The organism is Sphingobacterium sp. GQ94, from assembly GCF_059758715.1.
In genome coordinates this window covers 63,015-85,182 of sequence record NZ_JCAXEC010000014.1, presented here as the reverse complement: position 1 = coordinate 85,182, position 22,168 = coordinate 63,015, and the positions used below count along the sequence as shown (strand labels likewise).

Annotated in this window: 15 protein-coding genes and 1 pseudogene; 9 read left to right on the top strand and 7 right to left on the bottom strand. The window is 36.7% G+C overall.

Translation table 11 applies throughout. The annotated features are described in order from the left end of the window. Positions 1-89 precede the first annotated feature (89 nt). Positions 90-224, top strand: coding sequence for a hypothetical protein (locus tag AC6CHH_RS12940; RefSeq protein ID WP_498283510.1), 135 nt, complete (start codon positions 90-92; stop codon positions 222-224). A gap of 705 nt (positions 225-929) precedes the next feature. Here AC6CHH_RS12940 and AC6CHH_RS12935 read toward each other — a convergent pair. Then, positions 930-1,496: pseudogene (locus AC6CHH_RS12935) on the bottom strand (RloB domain-containing protein); the annotation flags it as partial. 70 nt (positions 1,497-1,566) lie between these two features. Further along, positions 1,567-2,865, bottom strand: a complete 1,299-nt coding sequence (locus AC6CHH_RS12930; protein WP_498283508.1) for an AAA family ATPase — start codon at positions 2,863-2,865, stop codon at positions 1,567-1,569. Positions 2,866-3,611: 746 nt separating this feature from the next. On the opposite strand from AC6CHH_RS12930, the gene AC6CHH_RS12925 reads away from it, so the two are divergent. The 7 genes from AC6CHH_RS12925 to AC6CHH_RS12895 all read left to right on the top strand — a co-directional run bounded on the left by AC6CHH_RS12925 (position 3,612) and on the right by AC6CHH_RS12895 (position 14,248). Further along, positions 3,612-6,836 (top strand): SusC/RagA family TonB-linked outer membrane protein, encoded by a 3,225-nt coding sequence (locus AC6CHH_RS12925; RefSeq protein WP_498283506.1) that lies wholly within the window; start codon positions 3,612-3,614, stop codon positions 6,834-6,836. A 15-nt stretch (positions 6,837-6,851) separates the two neighbouring features. Continuing rightward, positions 6,852-8,735: a RagB/SusD family nutrient uptake outer membrane protein gene (locus tag AC6CHH_RS12920; protein WP_498283504.1), complete on the top strand. Its 1,884-nt coding sequence runs from the start codon at positions 6,852-6,854 to the stop codon at positions 8,733-8,735. 11 nt (positions 8,736-8,746) lie between these two features. After that, positions 8,747-9,937 (top strand): DUF5000 domain-containing lipoprotein, encoded by a 1,191-nt coding sequence (locus AC6CHH_RS12915; RefSeq protein ID WP_498283502.1) that lies wholly within the window; start codon positions 8,747-8,749, stop codon positions 9,935-9,937. A 35-nt stretch (positions 9,938-9,972) separates the two neighbouring features. Beyond that, entirely contained in the window at positions 9,973-10,674 is a 702-nt protein-coding gene (locus AC6CHH_RS12910) for a DUF4998 domain-containing protein (protein ID WP_498283500.1), read from the top strand. Positions 10,675-10,711: 37 nt separating this feature from the next. Beyond that, entirely contained in the window at positions 10,712-13,438 is a 2,727-nt protein-coding gene (locus AC6CHH_RS12905) for a hypothetical protein (protein WP_498283498.1), read from the top strand. A gap of 277 nt (positions 13,439-13,715) precedes the next feature. Continuing rightward, positions 13,716-13,967 carry a hypothetical protein gene (locus AC6CHH_RS12900; RefSeq protein WP_498283496.1) on the top strand — a complete coding sequence of 84 codons (252 nt, stop codon included), beginning with the start codon at positions 13,716-13,718 and terminating at the stop codon, positions 13,965-13,967. After that, positions 13,964-14,248 (top strand): type II toxin-antitoxin system YafQ family toxin, encoded by a 285-nt coding sequence (locus AC6CHH_RS12895; protein ID WP_498283494.1) that lies wholly within the window; start codon positions 13,964-13,966, stop codon positions 14,246-14,248. The genes AC6CHH_RS12900 and AC6CHH_RS12895 overlap by 4 nt, the downstream gene beginning before the upstream one ends. Before the next feature lie 267 nt (positions 14,249-14,515). Here the strand turns inward: AC6CHH_RS12895 and AC6CHH_RS12890 are convergent, their stop codons facing one another. The 5 genes from AC6CHH_RS12890 to AC6CHH_RS12870 form a co-directional block, all read right to left on the bottom strand. Further along, complete coding sequence (locus AC6CHH_RS12890; RefSeq protein WP_498283492.1) at positions 14,516-15,409, bottom strand: DNA-processing protein DprA; 894 nt, start codon at positions 15,407-15,409, stop codon at positions 14,516-14,518. A gap of 282 nt (positions 15,410-15,691) precedes the next feature. Then, complete coding sequence (locus AC6CHH_RS12885) at positions 15,692-17,182, bottom strand: phytoene desaturase family protein (RefSeq protein WP_498283490.1); 1,491 nt, start codon at positions 17,180-17,182, stop codon at positions 15,692-15,694. Between the two features lie 227 nt (positions 17,183-17,409). Continuing rightward, a complete protein-coding gene (locus AC6CHH_RS12880) occupies positions 17,410-18,309 on the bottom strand; it encodes a sulfite exporter TauE/SafE family protein (RefSeq protein WP_498283488.1) in 900 nt (299 codons plus the stop codon). Positions 18,310-18,914: 605 nt separating this feature from the next. Next, on the bottom strand, positions 18,915-19,544 hold the full coding sequence (locus tag AC6CHH_RS12875; RefSeq protein WP_498283486.1) for a response regulator: 630 nt from the start codon (positions 19,542-19,544) through the stop codon (positions 18,915-18,917). After that, positions 19,537-21,498, bottom strand: coding sequence for a tetratricopeptide repeat-containing sensor histidine kinase (locus AC6CHH_RS12870; RefSeq protein WP_498283484.1), 1,962 nt, complete (start codon positions 21,496-21,498; stop codon positions 19,537-19,539). Before AC6CHH_RS12870 ends, AC6CHH_RS12875 begins: the two co-directional genes overlap by 8 nt. A gap of 165 nt (positions 21,499-21,663) precedes the next feature. On the opposite strand from AC6CHH_RS12870, the gene AC6CHH_RS12865 reads away from it, so the two are divergent. Then, entirely contained in the window at positions 21,664-22,137 is a 474-nt protein-coding gene (locus tag AC6CHH_RS12865; RefSeq protein ID WP_498283482.1) for a hypothetical protein, read from the top strand. Positions 22,138-22,168 lie beyond the last annotated feature (31 nt).

Sequence of the window (22,168 nt, the reverse complement as noted above, 5' to 3'; positions counted from 1 at the left end):
CTCTTGAATATGGGGTCGCGCATTAATTAAGTTAATTTTTCAACAATTCTGGAGTGAAATTAACGATAAATCATTTTTTGATTTACTCAATGAATTCAGCTAATTTACCATCACCAATTACATGGACAGAATATACGGTTAATAATATTCCAAAATACACAACCGATCACGCTGTGTTAGGCGATTACCTCTATGATTTAGCAGACGCCATACAATCTTTTTAATCTAATATATCCAGAGCAGACGCTTTAGTTTCAGCCAAAGCAGGAATAAAAATGATATGAATAATAAATGATTTGAATAATATTGAAATTAGTACAAATAATCAATACAAATCAGGAAACGCAGGTACAAGGCCCGTTTTGATTCACATTTTATGTTTAAAAAATTAGCGTCAAGCTTTCCACTTACAAGCTTTCTTGATGCCTATCCAAATTGTTTGATCACTAAGTAACAAAAACTACTTGCAAAGGGGTCAGTATGCTCCAGCGCAATAAACTGAAAACGTATTTAGGGGGTCAACATCCGCCAGTATGGCAGGCGAATATAAGCTTTAAACACAATATCATACCCTAAATGTTATTCAATTTTGAGGGGTCAGCTTGCTCCAGTATATCCATCTATCAAAAAAATTAATACTTAAGCGTGATACATCTTATCAGTTTTAGACATTTCTTGATTGGCATGAACATCATACATATTAACACAGAGAGAGGAATTAATAGGTTTATTTGACTTTTACTTTGCCTCTCATGCTAAAGAAATTAATCTTGATTGGGTAAAATTTTTGGATAACATTTACAAAGAGAGGGTTATGATTTCTAATAAATTTTTAACCGAACAACATCAAAAAATCTAAACAGATTAAAAAAATCAATCCTCTTCCCTTTATGGTAAAAAAAATACAACATTTTCACAAAGTACTGCTTTTATTCAAAGTGTTTTTTAAATTCTACCGATTGAAACAATAATTCCATTTCACACATCGCTTTTAATGAGTCTTGATTGTTGGAACTTCCAAGAGCAAGTGAATTTTTTAAAGCGGACTTTAAATTTGGTTTTAATTTTAAATAAATATCATCGTTTTCTTTTGTGAAGTACTTTTGAGTTTTCTCGTAATCCTTCAAGTGTTTTTTCAGATGTATTTCTGCACTTGAGCAATTTCCAAAATATTTTGATGTTTTTTCGAAATGAAGCATAAACCAAAATTCAAGACAAGGATTATTTACAACCACAATGACATTTGAACAGTTATCGATAAGGTCTGTTCGATATCTTTCAAATGTTTTAAGTGGTGAATTTTTTCCTTTAGGTGCTTCTCTTTCTTCTTTGACAATCGTATCAAGATCAATAATCCAAAATACCTTTGTAAATTCCTTGTCGGATAAATCACATACTAGTTTGTATTGCTCCGCTACACTTTTTTTATTAGGAATTTCGGGTTTTATACTAACACGAAGATCCTTTTCGTTCCGCTTTAGCATTTGCAAATACCAAACCTCTGTCTCCCATCTACAACAACAGCAAAAGAGGGAATGGTTCTATGTACGATCTTTTTGGGTTTTCTCATAGATTTAAACCAATGAAGGTGTCTCCTAAATTAGGTGTCCCACTTAATTTACCACTTTTATAAGCATTTAAAATATTTGTGGTGTTACGAACAACAGAACTATCAAAATCGGCTAAGGAATAGAGTTCAGTAGAACAACTTACTTGCTTGTCAGTGAACCATATAGCGTCGTTCCTAAAAATGTCCTTATTGTCTAAAATTTCTCTATTGTGGGTGGTTGCAATGAGTTGTGAATTTTTGGAATTCAAAAGAAATGAAAGCAGAAAATGTAAATACAAATCAGGGTGCAACGATGCTTCTAGCTCGTCAATTGGGAATGCTGTTGAATTTTTAATTAATAGAGCTAGCAGACCCGCAAAACCATAGAAACGTCTCGTTCCTTCTGATTCGAATTCTAAGGGTAAAGTATATCTTGTGTTGTTTACAGTATGTTCAAATTCTATGTTTACAGCTTTTAATTCGCCCTTTTCTTCTAACTCTTTTATTTTATCGCTTGGTGCCTTAACTTGCTTTTTTAGAAACTCAATTAGACCGTCAGGAACTTTCTCTACTTCCTCTTGAATTACAATATCTGAGATATTAAAGTCAGCTTTTTTTAGTATTGTAACGACATCTGATTTAGAGATTTCTCCATTATCAATTCTTGAGGTTACAAACCCCTCTAATTCTGTTCGTGTGTAAACCAATGGACTTAGATAATTTCCAAACCAGTCAACAACTTCTTGTAATTCTTTGAAGTCAACGTTTGTTTTTAAATATCCACCAAGGACGGTATTGTTCCACAAAGTATTCGCTTCAAGTGCCTTTTTAAAAACCTTTCCCGTAGAAATCTTACTACCAAAAGTTATTTCAGTAAATTGATTAGATAAGTTCGTTTTTCTTTTGAAAACATTGGCTTTTTTAGGGCTGCTAAGATATAACTCTTCCGCTACAATAGCCTTTTTGGAAAACTCTACTTCATAAAAATATTTTATGCGATTTTGAAAAAACTCTATCGAAATAATTGAGTTCTGCGTGGGAGTTTTTGGGTCAAAAAGAAACGGATTAAATCCCAATTCGTTATTTTTTTTCCTTTCAGGATTTAGAACAATATCTCTTAAAAAATCGAGAGCTTTAAGTATTGAAGTTTTGCCCGAAGCATTTGCACCATAGATTAAGGCCAGTTTTAAAATTCTATGTCCATCTATATTCGTAATATAGGTATCTTCGAGATGTATTGACTTGTCTGCCTCAAAAGAAAGAGTTTGTTTATCTTTAATGGATCCAAAATTCTGAACACTAAAATTAATAATCATTTTTCTCTCTATTTATGTAATTCATCTACAAATTTAAGAACAAAAAATCATATAAACACAATGTTTAGTTTATAAAATGTAATTGTTTTACATATAAAAGATAATAAGTCTTTAGTTTTGGGATTATATTAATTGTTTTAAGCTGTTCTTTCTCAATACCAAAAATTATAGGAAGGTTTTATAGTTAAAAAACCACCAGTTTTTGTTCATTTCTTTTCTACTCTGATTCAACAAATTCACGATTACCTTGTAAAATATCTTCGAGAATAAATCTCCAAGTCAGGAAAAAAAATACAATTGCAGGTTTATAAATAAGGAACACTCATGAACGGTAAATAATTGAAATTATAATTAAAAAACTAAAACGTTTTAATTTAAACAAAACCCCACTTATACCCTAAATCGGTAGCCTGTAAAAACATTATAGAGAATGACTTAAACCTCTTGGAAAAATACAATAACATGAAAAATAATTTACACTCGCTATTGTATTTTTAGATTTAATATTTACTTTAGTAGAATTATTAACCAATTTACAGTATAATAACGGTAACGTAACCGGTGTTATAAATCGACGTATCATTTTAATTATTACAGTTAATCGAATAAACGTTAAGGTTTAGATTTAAAGATTTTCAATTGAGTATTACACTTAGGAATTTATCTTTAATTCAACCAAATAAATAATTAGAACATTAGTAACGGTTACGTAACCGTTAAATGAATAACCAATTATCGTATAAATTATGGAGAATAACGATCGTAAATCATTTGTGTTGATTTTCGACAAGGTTTTAACATCCAGAATGTTTATTAAAAAAATAAATATTCTTCTCGCGCTAACCTTGTCGTTAAATTGTTTGCTTGGGAATGTCCTTAAGGCAGATAGTCCTGTATGGAACCTAGTCGAACAAAATGTTAAAGGAACTGTAAAAGACAAGGATGGAAATCCAGTAGAGGGTGCAACAGTCGTCATTAAAGGAACATCTGTCGGAACTCAGACGGATCGAAATGGAAATTTTACATTTCCCAATCTGGAGAAGGGAAGCATCTTGTCTATCAGTTTTACAGGATTTTTAAGCCAAGAGATCACCCTAACAGATCAAGAATCAATCCAGGTGACCCTATTAGAGGATCCTGAAGCCTTGGAAGAGGTTGTAGTGGTGGCCTTTGGTACGCAAAAAAAAACAGACATGGTGGGTTCTGTCACACAGATTAAACCAAGTAATCTTAGAATTCCATCCAGCAATTTAACAACAGCTTTAGCTGGTCAAGCCGCGGGAATTATTGCTTATCAGAGAAGTGGAGAGCCTGGTATGGACAATGCTGATTTCTTTATTCGAGGTGTAACATCCTTTGGAACTGGAAAAGTGGATCCATTGATCTTAATAGACGGGGTTGAGTTAAGTGTTACCGAATTGGCTCGCTTAAGACCAGATGATATTGAGAGCTTTTCAATCATGAAAGATGCTACCTCAACCGCTCTATACGGAGCACGTGGAGCAAACGGGGTTATTTTTGTAACCACCAAACAGGGTAAAGAAGGAAAAGCAAACATTTCCCTTCGCGCAGAAGCTTCCGTCTCTGCCCCTACCAGAAATGTGGAATTAGCGGATCCAGTAACCTATATGGAACTTTACAACAATGCGCTGGTTTCTCGAGATCCTTTTGCCGAACCCTTATACACCCAGGAAAAAATAGAATCTACCCGGGAAGGACTAAGCCCGATTATTTTTCCGGCTGTAGACTGGAGATCTACCTTATTTAAAGAACAAACATTAAATCACCGGTACAATTTAAATGTTTCAGGAGGGGGAAAAGTTGCACGCTATTATGTTGCAGGCTCTTATGCACAAGACAACGGAACTCTACGTGTCGATGGCAAAAACAACTTCAATAATAATGTTGACCTCAAGAGTTATACTTTGCGCGCGAATGTCAATATAGATTTGACAAAGAGTACCGAGCTGATCGTTCGACTAAACGGAAATTTTGATAATTATACCGGACCAATAGAAGGTGGTGGAGGGATGTACAATAAAGTCGTACGCGCGAACCCTGTGGATTTTGTTCCCTATTACCCGGTAGATGAATTACATAGCCATATTGAACACATTATGTTTGGCGGATTAAAAGAAAGAGCATTCCTTAATCCATATGCCGATATGGTAAAAGGATATAAAGACTATGACCGCTCTCTAATGATGGCGCAAATGGAAATTAAACAAAACCTCTCTTTTCTGACCGAAGGACTGAGGTTCAGGTCGATGTTTAACACCAATAAAATATCCAGGTATGATATCGTAAGGGCATATAAGCCGTTCTATTACGAATTGGCCTATTACGATCGCAGAACGATGGATTATGTTGTGGGAATAACCAACGAAGATAGCGGTGAAGAGTTCTTAAGCTTTGGTCTTGATGACGAGTTAAGAGCACAAAATTCCGTTTTTTATATGGAAAATGCACTAGACTACTCACGTACATTTAATGAGAAACACAGCATCAGCGCCTTATTAGTTAATATCCTTCGTTCCAGTACGAATGCTGTGGCGGGTAGCTTGCAATTATCTCTTCCCACCAGAAACTTTGGTTTATCTGGTCGTACCACCTACTCCTACGATAGTCGTTATTATGCAGAAGTTAATTTTGGTTACAATGGATCTGAACGTTTTCATGAGAGTCATCGTTATGGTTTCTTCCCTTCCTTTGGTCTGGCATGGAGTATTTCAAACGAGAGATTCTGGAAAGATTTGAAAGGAAAAATTAACAATTTTAGAATACGAGGAACTTATGGATTGGTTGGTAATGATGCTATTGGTTCAGCCACTGACCGATTCTTTTATTTATCAAATGTTAATATGCTGGACGCGGCTAAGGGCTTCACCTTTGGCAAGGAGTATGGCAGCACGAAACCAGGGATTAACGTTACGCGTTATTCTAATCCAGACATCACTTGGGAGACTTCTTACAAGTCTAATTTAGCCATTGAATTGGGGCTATTTAATAAAATAAACATTCAGCTGGATCTATTCAGAGAGGAGAGAAAGGACATCTTGATGAATCGTTCTGCTATTCCCTCAACAATGGGCCTATCTGCGCCGGTCCGCGCGAACGTTGGGCGCGCCTCTGGACAAGGCCTTGATATGTCGATTGATTATTCTGAGAACTTCTCAAATGGATTCTGGATGCAATTGCGTGGAAACTTTACTTATGCAAAAAGTAAATATCTCGCTTATGAAGAACCTATTTATGAAAACGAATGGTGGAAATCGAAAATTGGTTATTCTATTCACCAACCTTGGGGTTATATCGCTGAACGGTTATTTGTTGATGATAGCGAGGTTGCCAATTCTCCAGTACAAGGTTTTGGATCAACCAATTTTGCGGGGGACATAAAATATAAAGACGTCAACAGAGATGGTATGATTACAACCCTTGATCAAGTTCCTATAGGTTTTCCTACAACGCCAGAAATCATTTATGGAGGTGGATTCTCTTTGGGTTATAAAAGCTTCGATCTTTCCGCTTTTTTCCAAGGGTCTGCTCGTTCCTCATTCTGGACGGGAGGTGTGGTTAATGGAAGCACCGGTCCTGTAAACGTAGAGCCATTTGTGGGCGGAAAACAAATTTTAAAAGCCTTTGCAGAAAGTCATTTTTCTATGGAAAACCAGGATTTGTATGCCTTATGGCCTCGTCTAAGCACACAGAATCAATCCAACAATACACAGTTAAGCACTTGGTGGTTGAATAATGGGGCTTTTGTCAGATTAAAACAGGCGGAAATTGGCTACACGCTTCCCCAAAAGCTAGCCCAAAGAATACACACGGACAAGCTCAGAGTGTATTTAAGCGGTACTAACTTATTATTAATTAGTGGCTTCAAGTTATGGGATATTGAAATGGGAGGAAATGGCTTAGGGTATCCCCTACAACGTGTGGTCAATTTTGGAGTGAATATGTCTTTTTAACCAATTGAAACTAAAATGAAAAATTATCTAATTATATTAATCCTATTTGTAACTAGTTCTTGTAATAGTTATTTGGATATAGTTCCCGACAACATCGCTACCATAGAGTATGCTTTTAGATTAAGAGCAACCACAGAGCGATATTTATTTACTTGTTACTCATACCTGCCACAACTGGGAAATAAAAACACGAGCCCGGTATTACTAGGAGGAGATGAATTGTGGTGGGTTCGGGAAAGTATCGGATCAAATCCTTGGCAGATAGCACGAGGAAACCAGAACGTCAACAGTCCCTATTTAGATTTTTGGAACGGAACATATCCTCTTTGGAGAGGCATCCGTGAATGTAATATTTTTTTAGAAAATATTATGAATGTCAAAGATGTAGACGATGCTGAAAAACGGAAATGGGCAGCCGAGGTTAAATTTTTAAAAGCATACTATCATTTTTTCCTACTAAGGATGTATGGGCCAATTCCTATCATGAAGGAAAACATTCCTATATCTACTTCAGAGGAAGAAGTAAGGGTTTCAAGAGAACCTGTAGATCAGGTCTTCGATTACATCGTCTCCTTAATCGATGAGGCTGCCGTAGATCTTCCAGATATGGTGGAAGACGAAAATTCAGAATTAGGCCGAATCACTTTGCCTATCGCTTTAGGCATGAAAGCTAAAATATTAGTGTATGCAGCGAGCCCTTTATTCAATGGAAATGCTGATTATGCCACCTATACCAACAAAGACGGAACACCACTTTTTAACCAACAATACAGTAAGGAAAAATGGGATAAGGCAGTTGTCGCCTGTAAAGAAGCAATTGAAAAGAGTCATTCCATTGGCATGAAATTGTTTTATTTTGAGGAAACCAATATTGTCAGAAACTTATCGGACAGCATAAAAACCCAGATGAATACCCGGAATTCATTTACAGAAAGATGGAATTCGGAAATAATTTGGGCACATACTAAAAATAACGCCAGAGACCTTCAAGTGAACACCATGCCAAAAACTCTACCTGCTTCGGCAGTCGGAAATGGTTCGGTCGATGGCCATCTTGGTGTACCTATGCGCATTGTTGATTTGTTTTATTCCGATAATGGCGTACCGATTAATGAAGACACGCAATGGCCATACACGAACAGATTTGCTTTAAGAAAATCTGAGAAAGAAGATCGATTCAACATTAAAGAGGGGTATACCACGGCTGAACTAAATTTTGATCGCGAGTCGCGCTTCTATTCCACCCTAGGTTTTGATGGTGGGGTGTGGTTTGGACAGGGTAATTACGATGAAGAAAATGCTTATTGGCTTGAATTAAAATTAGGGCAAAGTGGTGGTAAAAGAGGAAATTTAAACCATACTGTTACGGGATATTACCCTAAAAAATACATTTATTTCACCAACGTCCTTTCTTCCACGGCGAATACCTATACCTCCACGGATTACCCTTGGACAATGCTTAGACTTTCCGATTTGTATTTACTTTATGCAGAAGCGCTGAACGAATCGCAGGGACCTGTAGATGAAGCGTTCACCTATATCGATTTGATTCGATCAAGAGCTGGACTCAAAGGAGTAAAAGAATCTTGGAGTGCTCATTCAAGAAATCCAAATAAATTCAGTACCCAGCAAGGTCTGCGTGAAATTATCCAACGAGAACGTGCCATAGAATTATGCCTAGAAGGGCAGCGCTTCTGGGACCTACGCAGATGGAAAACGGCAATTGATGTATACAATGATATCATTAGCGGATGGGACATGGACCAATCCAAAGCAGAAGATTATTATAGAGAAAAAACCATATTCACCCAAACCTTTGGCATGAAGGATTATTTCTGGCCAATTCGAGAATATGATTTGATTGTCAATAAAAATTTAGTTCAAAGTCCAGGATGGTAATTTAAAATATTATGAAAAGAAATTATTTAATACTCGTATTTATTGTAATCATACTGTGGGGGTGCCAGGGGCTTCAACACAGTCCATTAGAGGATGTATCCGCTACACCTGAAAAACCTATGGTTACAAAGATTGAAAACTTAAATGGAGGAGCCAGAATTTCCTATTCTATACCCAATGATCCAAATATTTTATATGTGTCAGCTGTATTCGAAAGCAACCAAGGTACCGAGCGAGAAATAAAGGCTTCCATCTATAAAAATTATATTGATTTAGAAGGCTTTGGTGACACCAAAGAATATAGAGTCAGGCTATTCACAGTGAATAAAGGAGAGGTAAAATCCGAACCTACAGAACTTACCATTCAGCCACTAGCCCCTCCAATAGATCATATTTTCCAATCCTTATTGGTTAATGAAGATTTTGGTGGAGTGAATGCAAAATTCGCAAATGAACAAGAAAAAGGAGTCATTTTTTACACCCTTTACAAGAACGAAGAAGGCGAATGGGTACAATATGACCGTTTATTTACCGCCTCAAAATTAAGGGATTATTCGGTACGCGGATTGCTGCCAAATCCAACTGATTTTGCTTTCTATTTTCGCGATGAGTGGGGAAACTCTTCCGATACGCTTTACAAAAACATCACGCCTCTTTACGAAGAAATGCTAGATAAAAAGCTTTGGAAAGCCTACCCACTACCTTCAGACACCTACACCGTACAAGGAAGTTGGGGACCTATAAGCAATATTTGGGATGGAGACTATACAAAATTATCTGAGTTGTATTACCAAGCGACATCAGGGGCTTCCATGCCGAATTGGTTTACGATTGATTTAGGTAAAAAATCTAAATTCAGTAGACTCGTCGTATTCCAAGTTCCAACCGAGAGACCATCATATGCCTACAACTACGGTACACCCAGAACGTATGAAGTTTGGGGAACTAACAACCCGAATCCCAATGGTTCTTTCGAGGGATGGGATTTATTAATAGAATGTGAATCAATCAAACCCTCTGGCAGTCCTGTAGGAGAGAGAACGCCTGAGGATAGTGCATATGCTTTAGAAGGAGAGAATTACAACTTTCCTCCGGAGACAGCTGCATATCGGTACATACGTTTTAAAACGATAAGATCATGGACAGGAGCACAAAATTTAATGTTAACCCAATTGGATTTATTTGGCCAGCCCATGGAATAATTTATCATTCAGTCCAAACTATTAAAGATAAAATCATGAAAAAACAAAAATATTGGTATATCCTGTTTCCTGCACTTTGGGTTTTCTTTCTCACCGGGTTTTCCTCTTGCGGAAATATGGATGACACCTATGAACAATTTCTTGAAGGAGGATCCATCATTTATGTTGCCAAAGCTGATTCCATTAAATTACGTCCTGGAAGAAATAAAGTTGAAATCTCCTGGTTATTACTCTCGGATCCGAAGGTTAAAAAGTATAAGATTTATTGGAATAACCAACTAGATTCCATGGAGAATACAGTGGAGAAGTCAGATGTGATTGACACAATACGGGTAGAAATTAATGACCTTGCCGAGGGGAATCATACCTTTGAAATTTATGCCTACGATTCCGCAGGTAATCGTTCTGTAAAAGCTGAAATTTCTGGAAGGTCTTACGGCGAACATTATGAAAAATCCTTGTTAAACACCACGATTTCAAAATATTTCCGAAAAGGAGACGATTTAAAGGTTATCTGGAACAAAAATCAACCAGAAGGATTGTCCATCATCGAATTGGAATATATGGATAACAATAATTCGAAGATAAGCCAAAGCACCAGTAGCTTTAGCGACACCACAACATTAGTTGGATTTCCATTAAATGGTTCATTTCAATACCGATCAGGATTTTTACCCGATTCAGTTGCCATAGATACTTTTTATGCAAAATTTGATCAGGTTGAGACGAATTTATAATTCGAATGAACCAAAAAAGAAATAAAAAACAAAAAATATGAAGATGTATAGCCGATATTATTTAAGTGTTATTTTTCTATTGACAACCTTAGTGAATGTTGTATTTGCACAAACAGTTCCAAAGGCAAATTTTTCGTTAGATAAACCATTTAAATTGAGTGCTCAACAAGCCAAATTAAACCCGCAAACAAGTGAGCTGATCACCGATGATCGAATAGAAACAAAACAAGGTATCACCTTAAAGAATCAGGTAACTCAGGCCGTTGACGGTCAGCGGGAAACAGCCGACCTTAGTTACCTCATCAAAGCCCCCAAGGCAGGTTTATATGTTATTAAAAGTTATGCCGTAACCGACACAGAAGGGGCCGCACTGATGAAAAAAGCAAAATCTAAGTTTGAATCCTTATTTATGCGTATTCAGATAGGTGATAAAAGAGCAACCAAAAGAGTGGTCTATGTACCTTGGGATAGACCAAATCAAACTACGGGAATATTTAATCTGAGCGACCAGGAACAAGAAATAAAAATTTGGTTACCTCGAGGCGTTCGACTGGGGCATATTGAAATTCAAAGTTATACCCCTCCAAAAGTTCCTCAGGCAGCACAAAACTATACGCCTAGTGTAGTCCCTCCACAGGGACATCCGCGACTATGGGTCAATCAAGAATCCTTGCCACAGGTTAGAGAAAACCTAACCAAACAGGAGAACCGAAAGGTGTGGGAAAAGCTAAAAGAAGAGGCCCTTCAGCCTTTTTCGTTTTCCTTCAACCCAGAGGAAGAAATGAGCTATAATGATGATTTGGAGAAAGCGACAGAAATCAAAGCTTTCTACTATCTCATGACCGGTGATAAAGAGATAGGACGGCAGGCTGTCGAATTAACTAAAAATTACTTGGCAGGCGTAGAATTTGGAAATATTTTAGATATCACGCGCGAATTGGGACGTGCCATTTATAAGGCATCTCTCGTGTATGACTGGACTTATGATTTATGGACAAAAGCAGAAAAAGAGACTATTATTAGTCATTTAATGAGACTATCTCGGGATATGGAAATAGGTTGGCCCCCATTCCGCATGAAAATTTTAAATGGACACGGAAATGAGGCGATGGTGAATCGGGATTTTTTAGCGATGAGTATTGCTATATACGATGAAGACCCTACTCCTTACAAGTACATCTCCTATGCTATCCTAGAGGAATTAGTTCCCATGCGCGCATTTGAGTATCAGTCACCTCGTCATAATCAAGGAGTTGGCTATGGCGCCTACCGGTTTGCATGGGAAATGCACGCAGCTTTATTGTACCAACGTATGACCGGAAAACCTGTGTTCAATGAAAATATAAAAGGACTCTCTGACTTCTTTATGTATATGCGAAGCCCAGGGGGAGAAATGTTACGCGATGGAGATGGTTTTTCCTCCGGAAAACCAGGAGCTGCTTATTATTGGAAATCTCCTCTAGTTATGTTTTTAATGTACGCTTATAGTAAAGACCCGCTCGTGAAAGGTGAGTTCTTACGGCATGGAGAACTGAACAACCCAACCCTATATTTATTGTTAAATGACCCTGACCTAAAGGCTGAGTCCAAATTAACCTCCTTGCCTCTGACCAAAGACTTTGGTCCGATCTTAGGTTCGATGGTCGCACGTACAGGATGGGACATAGGGCCTCAAAGCGATGATGTTGTTGCTGAAATTAAAGGTGGTGGGTATCACTTTGGTAATCATCAACACGCAGATGCTGGATCTTTGCAAATATATTACCGAGGATTTCAATTGGGAGACATTGGTCTGTACAGATTCTATGGAACACCCTATGATATGGGATTTAATAAACGTTCAGCTGCACATAGCATGATGTTAGCGGTAGATCCCAAAGAGGAATTTTACAGAAGTAAGGCCAATGATGGGGGAACCCGCTTCAACCAGCGCGCACCATCTTCTCCCCAAGAAGTTCAGAAAGACCCTTGGTTTAACAACGGGCAGGTAGTCTCGACAAAGGTTGGACCTTCTACCACTCATCCGTATTTTAGTTATTTTTCTGTAGATCTTAAAGGAGCCTATACAGATAAAGTGGATCAATACCAAAGGTCTTTTTGTTTTTTGAATTTGGATCGAAGCGATGTTCCAGCAGTAATTGTGCTTACAGATGATATGCAAACCAAAAATGAGCAGATTGATAAATATTGGCAGATAAATTCACACAATATCCCAGAACTTAAAGAAAACGGGTTTGTATTACAGAATTCCCTAGGAGGAAGAGTCGGTAAAACACACGTTTCTATTCTAAGTCCTATGCCGGCAAAATATACAACAGAAATACTATCGGATTCTTTAACAAGCACTGTTTTTGGAACATATTTAGAAGTACCTGAATCAAATTTAGCTGAAGGTAAAGGACACCGATTATTGATGTCATACAAAGACAAAAGCAAAACAAACCGTTTTGTTACAGTATTCCAGATGGTCGATGGAAATCAGCAACCATTGCCATTGCAACACCAGAAAAATGAAGTTGGTGAAGTGATTTATATCGGGGAGCACAACATTGTTATCACCGGAGAAGGACTAATCATTAAGCCATTTACATTCACATTAAAAAATAAAGGGTTGACAAAAGTAGTGATTACAGGTATCAAGGAAGGAAAATGGAGTCTTAAGAAAGGCAAGCGAAGCATACAAAATTTCACTGTGCTACCTAAGGAAAATGCCATCTATCTAGAAATTTCAGATCCTGCGGAATACACCATAACTCCAATGTAACCATGTACATGCAGAGGGGTAGTTAAAACAAGCATTACCCTTTTGCATTTACCAACCACTCAGTGATGTACATATTAGTACAATAGTATTTCCCTCATTTTTAGAGCAGTAGAATAATGGACTTGGTACCTTTTGTGTGGAGACAGATTTGAAAATAGATTTAAATTTTTTTTACTTGAAATTTGAATTGACTCGGAGTAGTAGAACATATCATGCTTTAAAGAATTTTGTAAATATAGTGCATTATGATTACATTTGTATTTAAAATGATTTCATTATGAATACAATTAGTTTAAAAAAATCTACTTCTTTACGCCTTGACAGAGAATTGTATACCTATATAGAAAAGCTGGCTAAAAAAGAAAATAGGAGCGTGAACAATTTCATTGAAACGGTACTTGCAGATGCCGTTCGGTTCCATGAGCCTAACGAGGAGACCAAGAGAGCTATAAAGGAAGCCGAATCGGAAAGACCTCTTCTTAAAGGGTATACGGATATGAATGAGCTTTTTGAAGACTTGGCAAAATGAGTGGATATAAGATCTACCCATCAACCAAGTTCAAAAAAGATTACAAGAAATTTTTAAAGACTAAAAAAGAGTTACAAGCAGTTCAAAACACTGTTTTATTACTTTCTCAGAATGGCTATGATGCGATTCCTGAGAAAATGAAGCCCCATAAACTAATAGGAAACTACCTAGGAAATTGGGAATGTCATATTTTTCCAGACCTACTCTTAATATGGAAACAGATTGAAGAACCTAAAGAGATTACATTAATTCGTCTTGGGAATCATTCTGAACTGTTCTAACATTTCTATTGAAAATTACAACAGAATATAAAACAAGGGGAGTACATTAATGATAAATGGGCGAAACTACAGCGTACGTATTGAATTAGATACAGAAATCAGTAAGAAAAATAGTTTCAGTTAAATGTAATCAAGAGAAAATAATCAAAATGGATACATCATCATCTAAAAAGTCAAAAGATAGATCTGATAAAATTCTTCTAGCAAAAAAAGTTGCAAGTTGTGTCTAATAATAAATGATCAAGTTTTGTTAGATCATCAATTTTCCTAAGCAACATCACTGCCTAGAAAGTTTAAAACATCATTTATGTCTTTAACCCGCTTAGCGCCTCGTTTCTCATAATAAGAAGGCCAGGTTATATTTTTATTCTCAAAACAACTGTTCAATATAAAGAGTTTTCTTCCTTGATTTAAAGCGGCTCTTGCTTGGATTAAAGTCCCTGAAATATTACTTGCTTCTATTATAATTGTAGCTTCGGTTATCGCCGACATCGTTTTGTTCCTTTCTGGAAAAAAAAGCCTGTTTAACCGATAATCTTGACTCTCATACTTGATAAAAGGAACTTGACTAATTAGAAGTTGTTTCTTGGCTATATAATCCTGCAAACTGGTGTTTTCTTTTGGATAAACTGAGTTTAGAGGTGTGCCAATTACAGCAATAGTATTTCCTCCATTTTTTAAAGCAGTAGTATGAGCAACAGTATCGATTCCTGCTGCTAACCCGGAAACAATTGTAAATCCTTTTTCAACAAGCAATCGGGTCATTTTCTCAGCCCTCTTAAGACCTTCCACCGACGGTTTCCTAGAACCAACAATAGCAACAGATCTAGTATAAATTAAATCCAGATTTCCAGTATAATACAATAGTTCAACTGGATCTTTTGCTGACCTAAGTTTCTCAGGGTAATTTATACTCCCATTAATTAAAAGATTGGGTCTATAATTGTGTTCTATTCTAAGTTTATTTATAATTTCAATAACCCTTTGAAGATTATTTTCGTATTTATCCCTTTTTATAAAATCTGTCGGTCTGCTACCTGGTTTGCCAAGAAAAATTTCAGCAAGAGACTTAAATGAAGCATTACTATTTTCCCATAACGTCTCATACGCAGCAATCTCTTCAATTGGACTAATTATAGGAAAATTTGTTTTTAATAGCATGTAACGTCATTTTAATGAGGTTCAAATACAAAGAATTTGAGTAGTTAAGTTTACAAAAAGTTTAATCATATAACGAATTTTTTTTGGAAGATAGTTTTCCAGTTCTCAAAAATAAACTGAGTAAGTACACCCTAAAATTTAACAATCCTTGAAGAAATATCTATTTAATTACTAGATTTTGTTTTGCGTCTCATAATCCATTGGGCAAATTGATGCAATACTGAATAGATTAAGCCGATAATATCAAATAAAAAAAACAGTCAGCCTATCCGGCTTGCGCCTCTACAGATTAACCTCAAGATTAAAATGATCACGTAAGGCTGTTTTAGCAGCGTGAAATCCGCACATACCATGTACTCCTCCTCCAGGTGGGGTTGCAGATGAAGAAATATATACTTTTTTATTGGACGTGCGATAAGGTGTAAAGCGCCATGTCGGACGGCTGTATAGCTGGAAAATATCCATCACGCCACCATTGATATCTCCTCCAATGTAGTTGGGATTATAACTTTCGAGTTGCTGTGTATTCATCGTCGAACGCGCAATGATTGTATCTTTAAATCCAGGGGCAAAGCGCTCTATTTGATCTTCTATCGCCTGGGTACGATCTACTGTAGAACCATTTGGAACATGACAATATGCCCAACCAGTGTGTTTTCCTAAGGGTGAACGACTTTTATCGAACGCACTTTGCTGGGTGAATAACACAAAAGGTTTTGAAACATGCTTCCCCTGGCTTGTCAACTTTTCATTTAACGCTATTTCCTCAAATGTATTTCCCAGATGAACTGTCGCTGCCTCATTACAACGTTTGTCTTTAAATGGAACAAGATCTGAAAGCGCCCAATCCACTTTAAAGAGGCCCATTCCCTGGCGATACCTTTTTAACTGATTTTTATAGGATTCTTTCAGATCCAAGCCTTTTATTTTTAAAATCTGCGCGGGTGTAAGATCCAGGATTAGAATCTTATGAGCAGGCAATTCAGCGAGATTTGTAAACCAAAAATCAGTCTGAATTTCACCACCTAAGGATTGAAAGTAGCGCATCAGAGCATTCGCTATGGATTGAGAACCACCAATTGCTAAAGGCCAGCCAAATTTATGTCCTACACCAGAGAGTACCATACCTATAGCCGAGGTGGTCAAATTGGACAACGGTTGGATGCCATGCGCTGCCATTCCTGCCCAAAGGGCCTTTGCCCTTTCTGTCTTAAATCGTTTGGCGGTCTGCTGGGCAGACATCAGGGCATTTACTCCGAATTTAGCCAACAAAACAGGTGATTTGGGGAATCGTAAAGGTCCCATGGTATCCCTGGCCAATTGATTCCAATTTTCTGCAACTGGGCCTATTAAGTCTAAATAACTCGCTCTATCCGCACCAAGATCTTTAGCTGTTTGCAGCACATCGCGCTGCAAAAAAGCAGTCTCTGCATTATCCATTGGATGTGCGGCCTCATAGGGAGCATATGTGAATTCTAAACCAAATTTTTTTAAATCAAGGGAGGCAAAAAAAGGAGATGCCATGGTCATTGGTTGGATAGCAGAACAGACATCATGTTTAAATCCTGGCAAAGTGAGTTCTTTGGTTCGCATGCCCCCACCGACGGAATTTGATCCTTCAATCAAAAGCGTATTCAGCCCTTGTCGCTGCAAGGTGATCGCAGCGGCAAAGCCATTCGGTCCAGATCCTACTACTATTGCGTCGTATTCTTTCACGGTTGTATCAAGGTTTAAAAACGAAATTTCCACTATTCCTATTGTGAAACAAAGCATATTCTTTATTTCGAGGAACAAGCTTAATCTTTAAATGCGAAGATTCCACCAGGCCCTCTAAGATAATCGTTTCTGAATTGGGTCTGCTATAAGTAAGTGAAAAATTATCATCCTTATTTATTTGATCAAACAGAATAATATAAATAGCTGGAAGATCACATCTTTATTAAGAGTCTAGACCGATTTGCTGGTTATGTTTTGCTTCGCATAATTCATTTATATATTCCTTAATAATAATACGATATAATTCCCCAACAAGAAGTCAGTACGACCACCGATCCGACTAAAAAGAGTAAAATGCGTTGATTAATTTTTGACGCAAAATAGGCACCAAAAGGGGCTGCTAATACACCACCAATTACTAAGCCCAATACAATTTCCAGATGCTGTACTCCTAGTAAAAAGATAAATATTACAGTCGCAGAATAAGTCACAAAGAACTCTGCAGTATTCACCGTCCCGATAATGTGTCTTGGGCTTTTCCCGCGGCTTAATAAGTTTGAGGTTACGATCGGTCCCCATCCCCCACCGCCAAGGGCGTCAAGTAGTCCGCCAACAAAAGCCAGAAGTGGAGCTCTTCTTATTTCTTTTTTTGAAGATTCTTTCTTTTTATAAGCTTTAAACAATAAATACACACCCAAAAAAAGCAAATAAAGGGATATAAAAGGTTTAACGGCTGATCCATCAAAAAAATCAGCAATCAAGTAAGCACCCACCAAAGCACCTATAACCCCCGTGATAACAATTTGAAAAAACAATTTCTTATCGATATTATCAAACCGGATGTGGGCAAGTCCTGAAGCACCTGTTGTAAAAATTTCGGATGTATGCACACTCGCCGAGGCAAACTTTGGCGGAATTCCAAACCACAGTAACAGGCTTGTACAACTCACTCCATAAGCCATCCCCAGAGCACCATCAATCATCTGGGCAATAAAACCAGCGACAATGAACCACATGAACTCTTGACCAAAAGTAAACTTTTCCATCCGACCTTCTTGAATGACCAGATAGATAAAATAACTAGCAATGAAAATTTTCAAGGATATGATAATCCATCCTAAGTGTTTCAGGGTGAATTTTCCTGAGATCTGGTTTAATCCTAAAAAAGTTATTGCTTTTTCCATAATCTATTGAATCAATTTTGATTGTCAATCTACAAGTGCATGACAAATGTAATAATATTTTTTAAAGACTACTAAATTAGTAGTCTTTATTTTTCAATTAAATGCAAGAATATGCATCGATAAAAGGAAATATTGAATTTAAATGAGGATCAAAATTGAATTTTGGTAACTAATCAAATCAGTTTCCACTAGCCTTTGGGTATCTTAAAATACTTTTTTTATTTAAAAACACCTGTTGAATTCAAGAATAGGTAAAGAAAATTGTCTAAAGTGACCTTTTGCTCTCTCAAATCGACTTTTGCAAAATGAAAGAATAAATAATACATTTAATCACCAAATGGATGGTTCGAAAATTTTAAATTCAGCGCATACAATGGAGGAAATTCGCACGTATATGGCAACTTGGATTAAGCTAACGGATGATGACTGGCAATTATTCTCTTCAAAACTGACTATGCAGTATTTTCCCAAAAAACAGCATTACTAAGTGCTGGGCAAACCGAAAACTACCTTTCCTTTATAATATCTGGCTCCGTTAGGTTGTATATCCCAAAAGAAGATCATGAAATTACTTTTTCATTTGCATGAAGATCTCCTATCCTTTATTATATTAATTTATTATCTGAGGCTATTTTAACTAGTTCCACCATATTTCTTGCCTTGAATTTCTGCAATAAATTTCTACGGTGTGTTTCGACAGTAATCACTGAAATAAACAGTTTTTCAGCAATTTCAACAGAGGTATTCCCGTGAGCGATTGCCTGTAAAATTTGTTGTTCCCGTTTGGTTATTCTGGGAATCTCAAAATTACCTGATGATGGACGCAACATAATCTCCTGCACTTCTTTACTTAGAGCAAGGTCGCCTTGTATAGCATTTTCAATACATTGAATTATTTCTTGGGTATCTGCATTTTTTAAAATGTATCCGCTTCCACCATTTTCTAAAAACCGAAATATAATACTACGTTCTGCTTGATTACTTATTCCAATAACAATGGTTTCGGGAGATTTCTGTTTGATACTTTTACAAAAATCCAAACCGTTCCCGTCATGTAAAACAATGTCTAGCAAAAGGATATCCACTCTGTTTTCTTGAATAAAATCCAATACAGCAGTTCCCTTTGTAAAGGAAAAAATCTGAAATTTATCATCCTGGTTCAAAAGCGATCTCAATCCTTCCAAAACCATGGGATGATCATCAACTATCGCTAAATTCAAACGTCCTTTATACATTACATACTACATTTATAGTGGTTCCATTCCCTACTGATGAAATAATATCCACTGTTCCATTTATCAATCGAACACGATTTTCAATGTTTTTCAAACCCAATCCATAAACAATTTCAGCGGTATCAAAACCTACCCCATCGTCTTCAATAGTTAGATTAAGTGTGTTTTCATGTTGACTTATTTGCACAATAACATTACTGGCTTGCGCGTATTTTATAACATTGCTAATCCCTTCCTGCGCGATACGGTAAAGGGTTAGTTGCGTTTGAAACGGAATATCTTCAGACAAATTGAAGGCTTCAAACTGGATACAAAAATGCTTGTGACTCATGGATTCACAAAGTTCCTTTAGCGCAATCTCTAATCCAAGGTTTTTTAAGGTTTCGGGCATCAGGTTTCTGGAAATACGTCTCATCTCGGAAATGGATTTGTCTATTTTCTTATAAATATCGGACGATTTGTTCGGATCTATTGATGCAATGGACATCCGGATATTCGCAAGCATTCCCCCCATACTGTCATGCAAGTCCTGTGCTATGCGCTGTCTTTCTTGCTCTTCACCTTGCAAGACTGCTTGGGTAGCTTCGTATTTTCGTTCATTTTCAATGTGCAACAGGTCTTGAAGATGGCTAATGCTAATTTGTTTGTTTAGTTTCTGTTGATTTTTAAACGATCGCAGGATTAATAAAACAATAATCAAACTCAATCCAAGAGCACTTCCTAAGAAAATAATACGTAGATTTCTATTTTTGGCAATGAGGTCATTCTCTGTTTTTTCCTGTTTTAGCTTATCTATTGTTTGCTGCTTATCAGCGGTCTGGTGTAAGATTTCAAGTTCGTTCATTTTTTCGATCAACTTCTTCTGTTGTAAGCTGTCACTTAAAACACTTGATTTCTTCATCCAGTCATACGCTTGTTTGTAGTTTCCTAGGACGTTATTGACTTCTGCCAATTGTGTATAGGTAATTTTTCGATTTACAGGTTCTCTACTCAATATATTTTCTTGTAGAATCTGTTCCAATTGCAGTTTAGCTCTTGTGTAATCTTTTTGCATCAGATACACATTATACATCCTAAAATATAGCATATGCAATAATTTAAGCTGGTTTTTATCCTTGGCTAATTTAGCGCCTTCATTTAAACTAACTAAAGCGCTAGGGTAGTCTTGCTTTGTCGTATAATACATCGCTTGCTGGTAATAAAAGTTAGGATAATGTTGCGAATTTGGGTACTTTTTAATCAGTTCATTCGCTTTATCCAGATATACTTTTGCCGATTTACTATCAGGTTTATAGCAGTAATTGCTAACCAAATTGAGATAAGTAAGTAAGTGAACAGTCTTTTGTACCGATATTTTCCTCAACTGTTCCAGTGCCTTCTTATGGTATTCTTCTGCTGTATCAAATTGGCCTACAGACATAAAGGTCAACCCTAACTGTGTATATGAATAGGCGAGCAGCTCCGTGTTCCCACTTTTTTCACTGATCGGAATACACTTTTGGGTTAATGCTTTAACCATCACGTCATATCCTTTCTCCTCTACTTGAATATATGCATGATTATAGTATGCTTTTATGAGTATATCACTATTGGTCCGATCCTTCTCGAGTTGGTCTATCGCTTGTTCATATAGCTTTTTTCCTTTTATTTTATCCCCTTGCTGCGCATAAAAAAATCCTTGATAATAGGCTAGAACACCTTTTGATAACCTACTTTTATCAGCAGACTGTACTACAGTTTGTAGTGCCTGCCAACTTTTTAAACTATCACTGTGGGCCCAATATTCAGATAATAGCAGGTGATTATACAAACGAACGCTGTCGTTGGCAGCTGTTGCTATTTTGGTATCGATCTGCTTTAAATAATTCGTTTCATCCAGAGGAATTAACTGTTGCGCCGATAACCTGTTGCTAATAAGAAAAATAACAAATATTAAGGATATAATTCTGAACATGTGGGTGTAATTAAACTGCAAATATCTATATAAAAAAAACTGAAAGATTATCACACTCACAAAATCATGGTAAACCATTAGAAACAAAATCATTGTTTACGATGATTGTCTTGGAGCTACATTCTACAGAAATTTGTTTTCCAAAATAATAAAAAAATAGAAGTTATGAGAAAAATAAACGCGAAGCTAGCTCTTTTACAAATGGTAACAGTGTTGACAATCGGAGGACTCACGACAAGTTGTGGTAAGGACGATAAAAATGAAGAACCATCAAATGGAAGTCATTACAAAATCACTGTAACCCTTGATAATGTCAATGCTGACGACGATTTTGTTTCTATAGTAGTATCTGGAGGGAATATGGCAGGAAAAACCGATGTTTGGAAGGTAAACGGAGTTGCTAAACCTGGAGAGTCCGCCATAGGACTAGACAAAAATGATTTTAGTGGAGCCACCAAAACCTATGTCATCGAAACGACAGTACCTATCCGAGCGTTTGCAGGCGGAACACAAATTATCAACTATGGTGAAAACTTACCGCTTAGTTTTAAGATTGAAAAAGACAATGAAACCGTTGTCAATGAAAAACTTACACTTTCCACAGATGGCGATGATTTCACCAAACAATATTCTTTCTAAGACGCCCAAAAGAATAATTTAATATAATATT

Coding starts and splice junctions, on each gene's coding strand:
- AC6CHH_RS12915 (WP_498283502.1), top strand. CDS start 8,747: ATGAAAAGAAATTATTTAATACTCGTATTTATTGTAATCATACTGTGG.
- AC6CHH_RS12930 (WP_498283508.1), bottom strand. CDS start 2,865: ATGATTATTAATTTTAGTGTTCAGAATTTTGGATCCATTAAAGATAAA.
- AC6CHH_RS12900 (WP_498283496.1), top strand. CDS start 13,716: ATGAATACAATTAGTTTAAAAAAATCTACTTCTTTACGCCTTGACAGA.
- AC6CHH_RS12875 (WP_498283486.1), bottom strand. CDS start 19,544: ATGTATAAAGGACGTTTGAATTTAGCGATAGTTGATGATCATCCCATG.
- AC6CHH_RS12905 (WP_498283498.1), top strand. CDS start 10,712: ATGAAGATGTATAGCCGATATTATTTAAGTGTTATTTTTCTATTGACA.
- AC6CHH_RS12870 (WP_498283484.1), bottom strand. CDS start 21,498: ATGTTCAGAATTATATCCTTAATATTTGTTATTTTTCTTATTAGCAAC.
- AC6CHH_RS12910 (WP_498283500.1), top strand. CDS start 9,973: ATGAAAAAACAAAAATATTGGTATATCCTGTTTCCTGCACTTTGGGTT.
- AC6CHH_RS12925 (WP_498283506.1), top strand. CDS start 3,612: ATGGAGAATAACGATCGTAAATCATTTGTGTTGATTTTCGACAAGGTT.
- AC6CHH_RS12940 (WP_498283510.1), top strand. CDS start 90: ATGAATTCAGCTAATTTACCATCACCAATTACATGGACAGAATATACG.
- AC6CHH_RS12890 (WP_498283492.1), bottom strand. CDS start 15,409: ATGCTATTAAAAACAAATTTTCCTATAATTAGTCCAATTGAAGAGATT.
- AC6CHH_RS12880 (WP_498283488.1), bottom strand. CDS start 18,309: ATGGAAAAAGCAATAACTTTTTTAGGATTAAACCAGATCTCAGGAAAA.
- AC6CHH_RS12895 (WP_498283494.1), top strand. CDS start 13,964: ATGAGTGGATATAAGATCTACCCATCAACCAAGTTCAAAAAAGATTAC.
- AC6CHH_RS12885 (WP_498283490.1), bottom strand. CDS start 17,182: ATGCTTTGTTTCACAATAGGAATAGTGGAAATTTCGTTTTTAAACCTT.
- AC6CHH_RS12865 (WP_498283482.1), top strand. CDS start 21,664: ATGAGAAAAATAAACGCGAAGCTAGCTCTTTTACAAATGGTAACAGTG.
- AC6CHH_RS12920 (WP_498283504.1), top strand. CDS start 6,852: ATGAAAAATTATCTAATTATATTAATCCTATTTGTAACTAGTTCTTGT.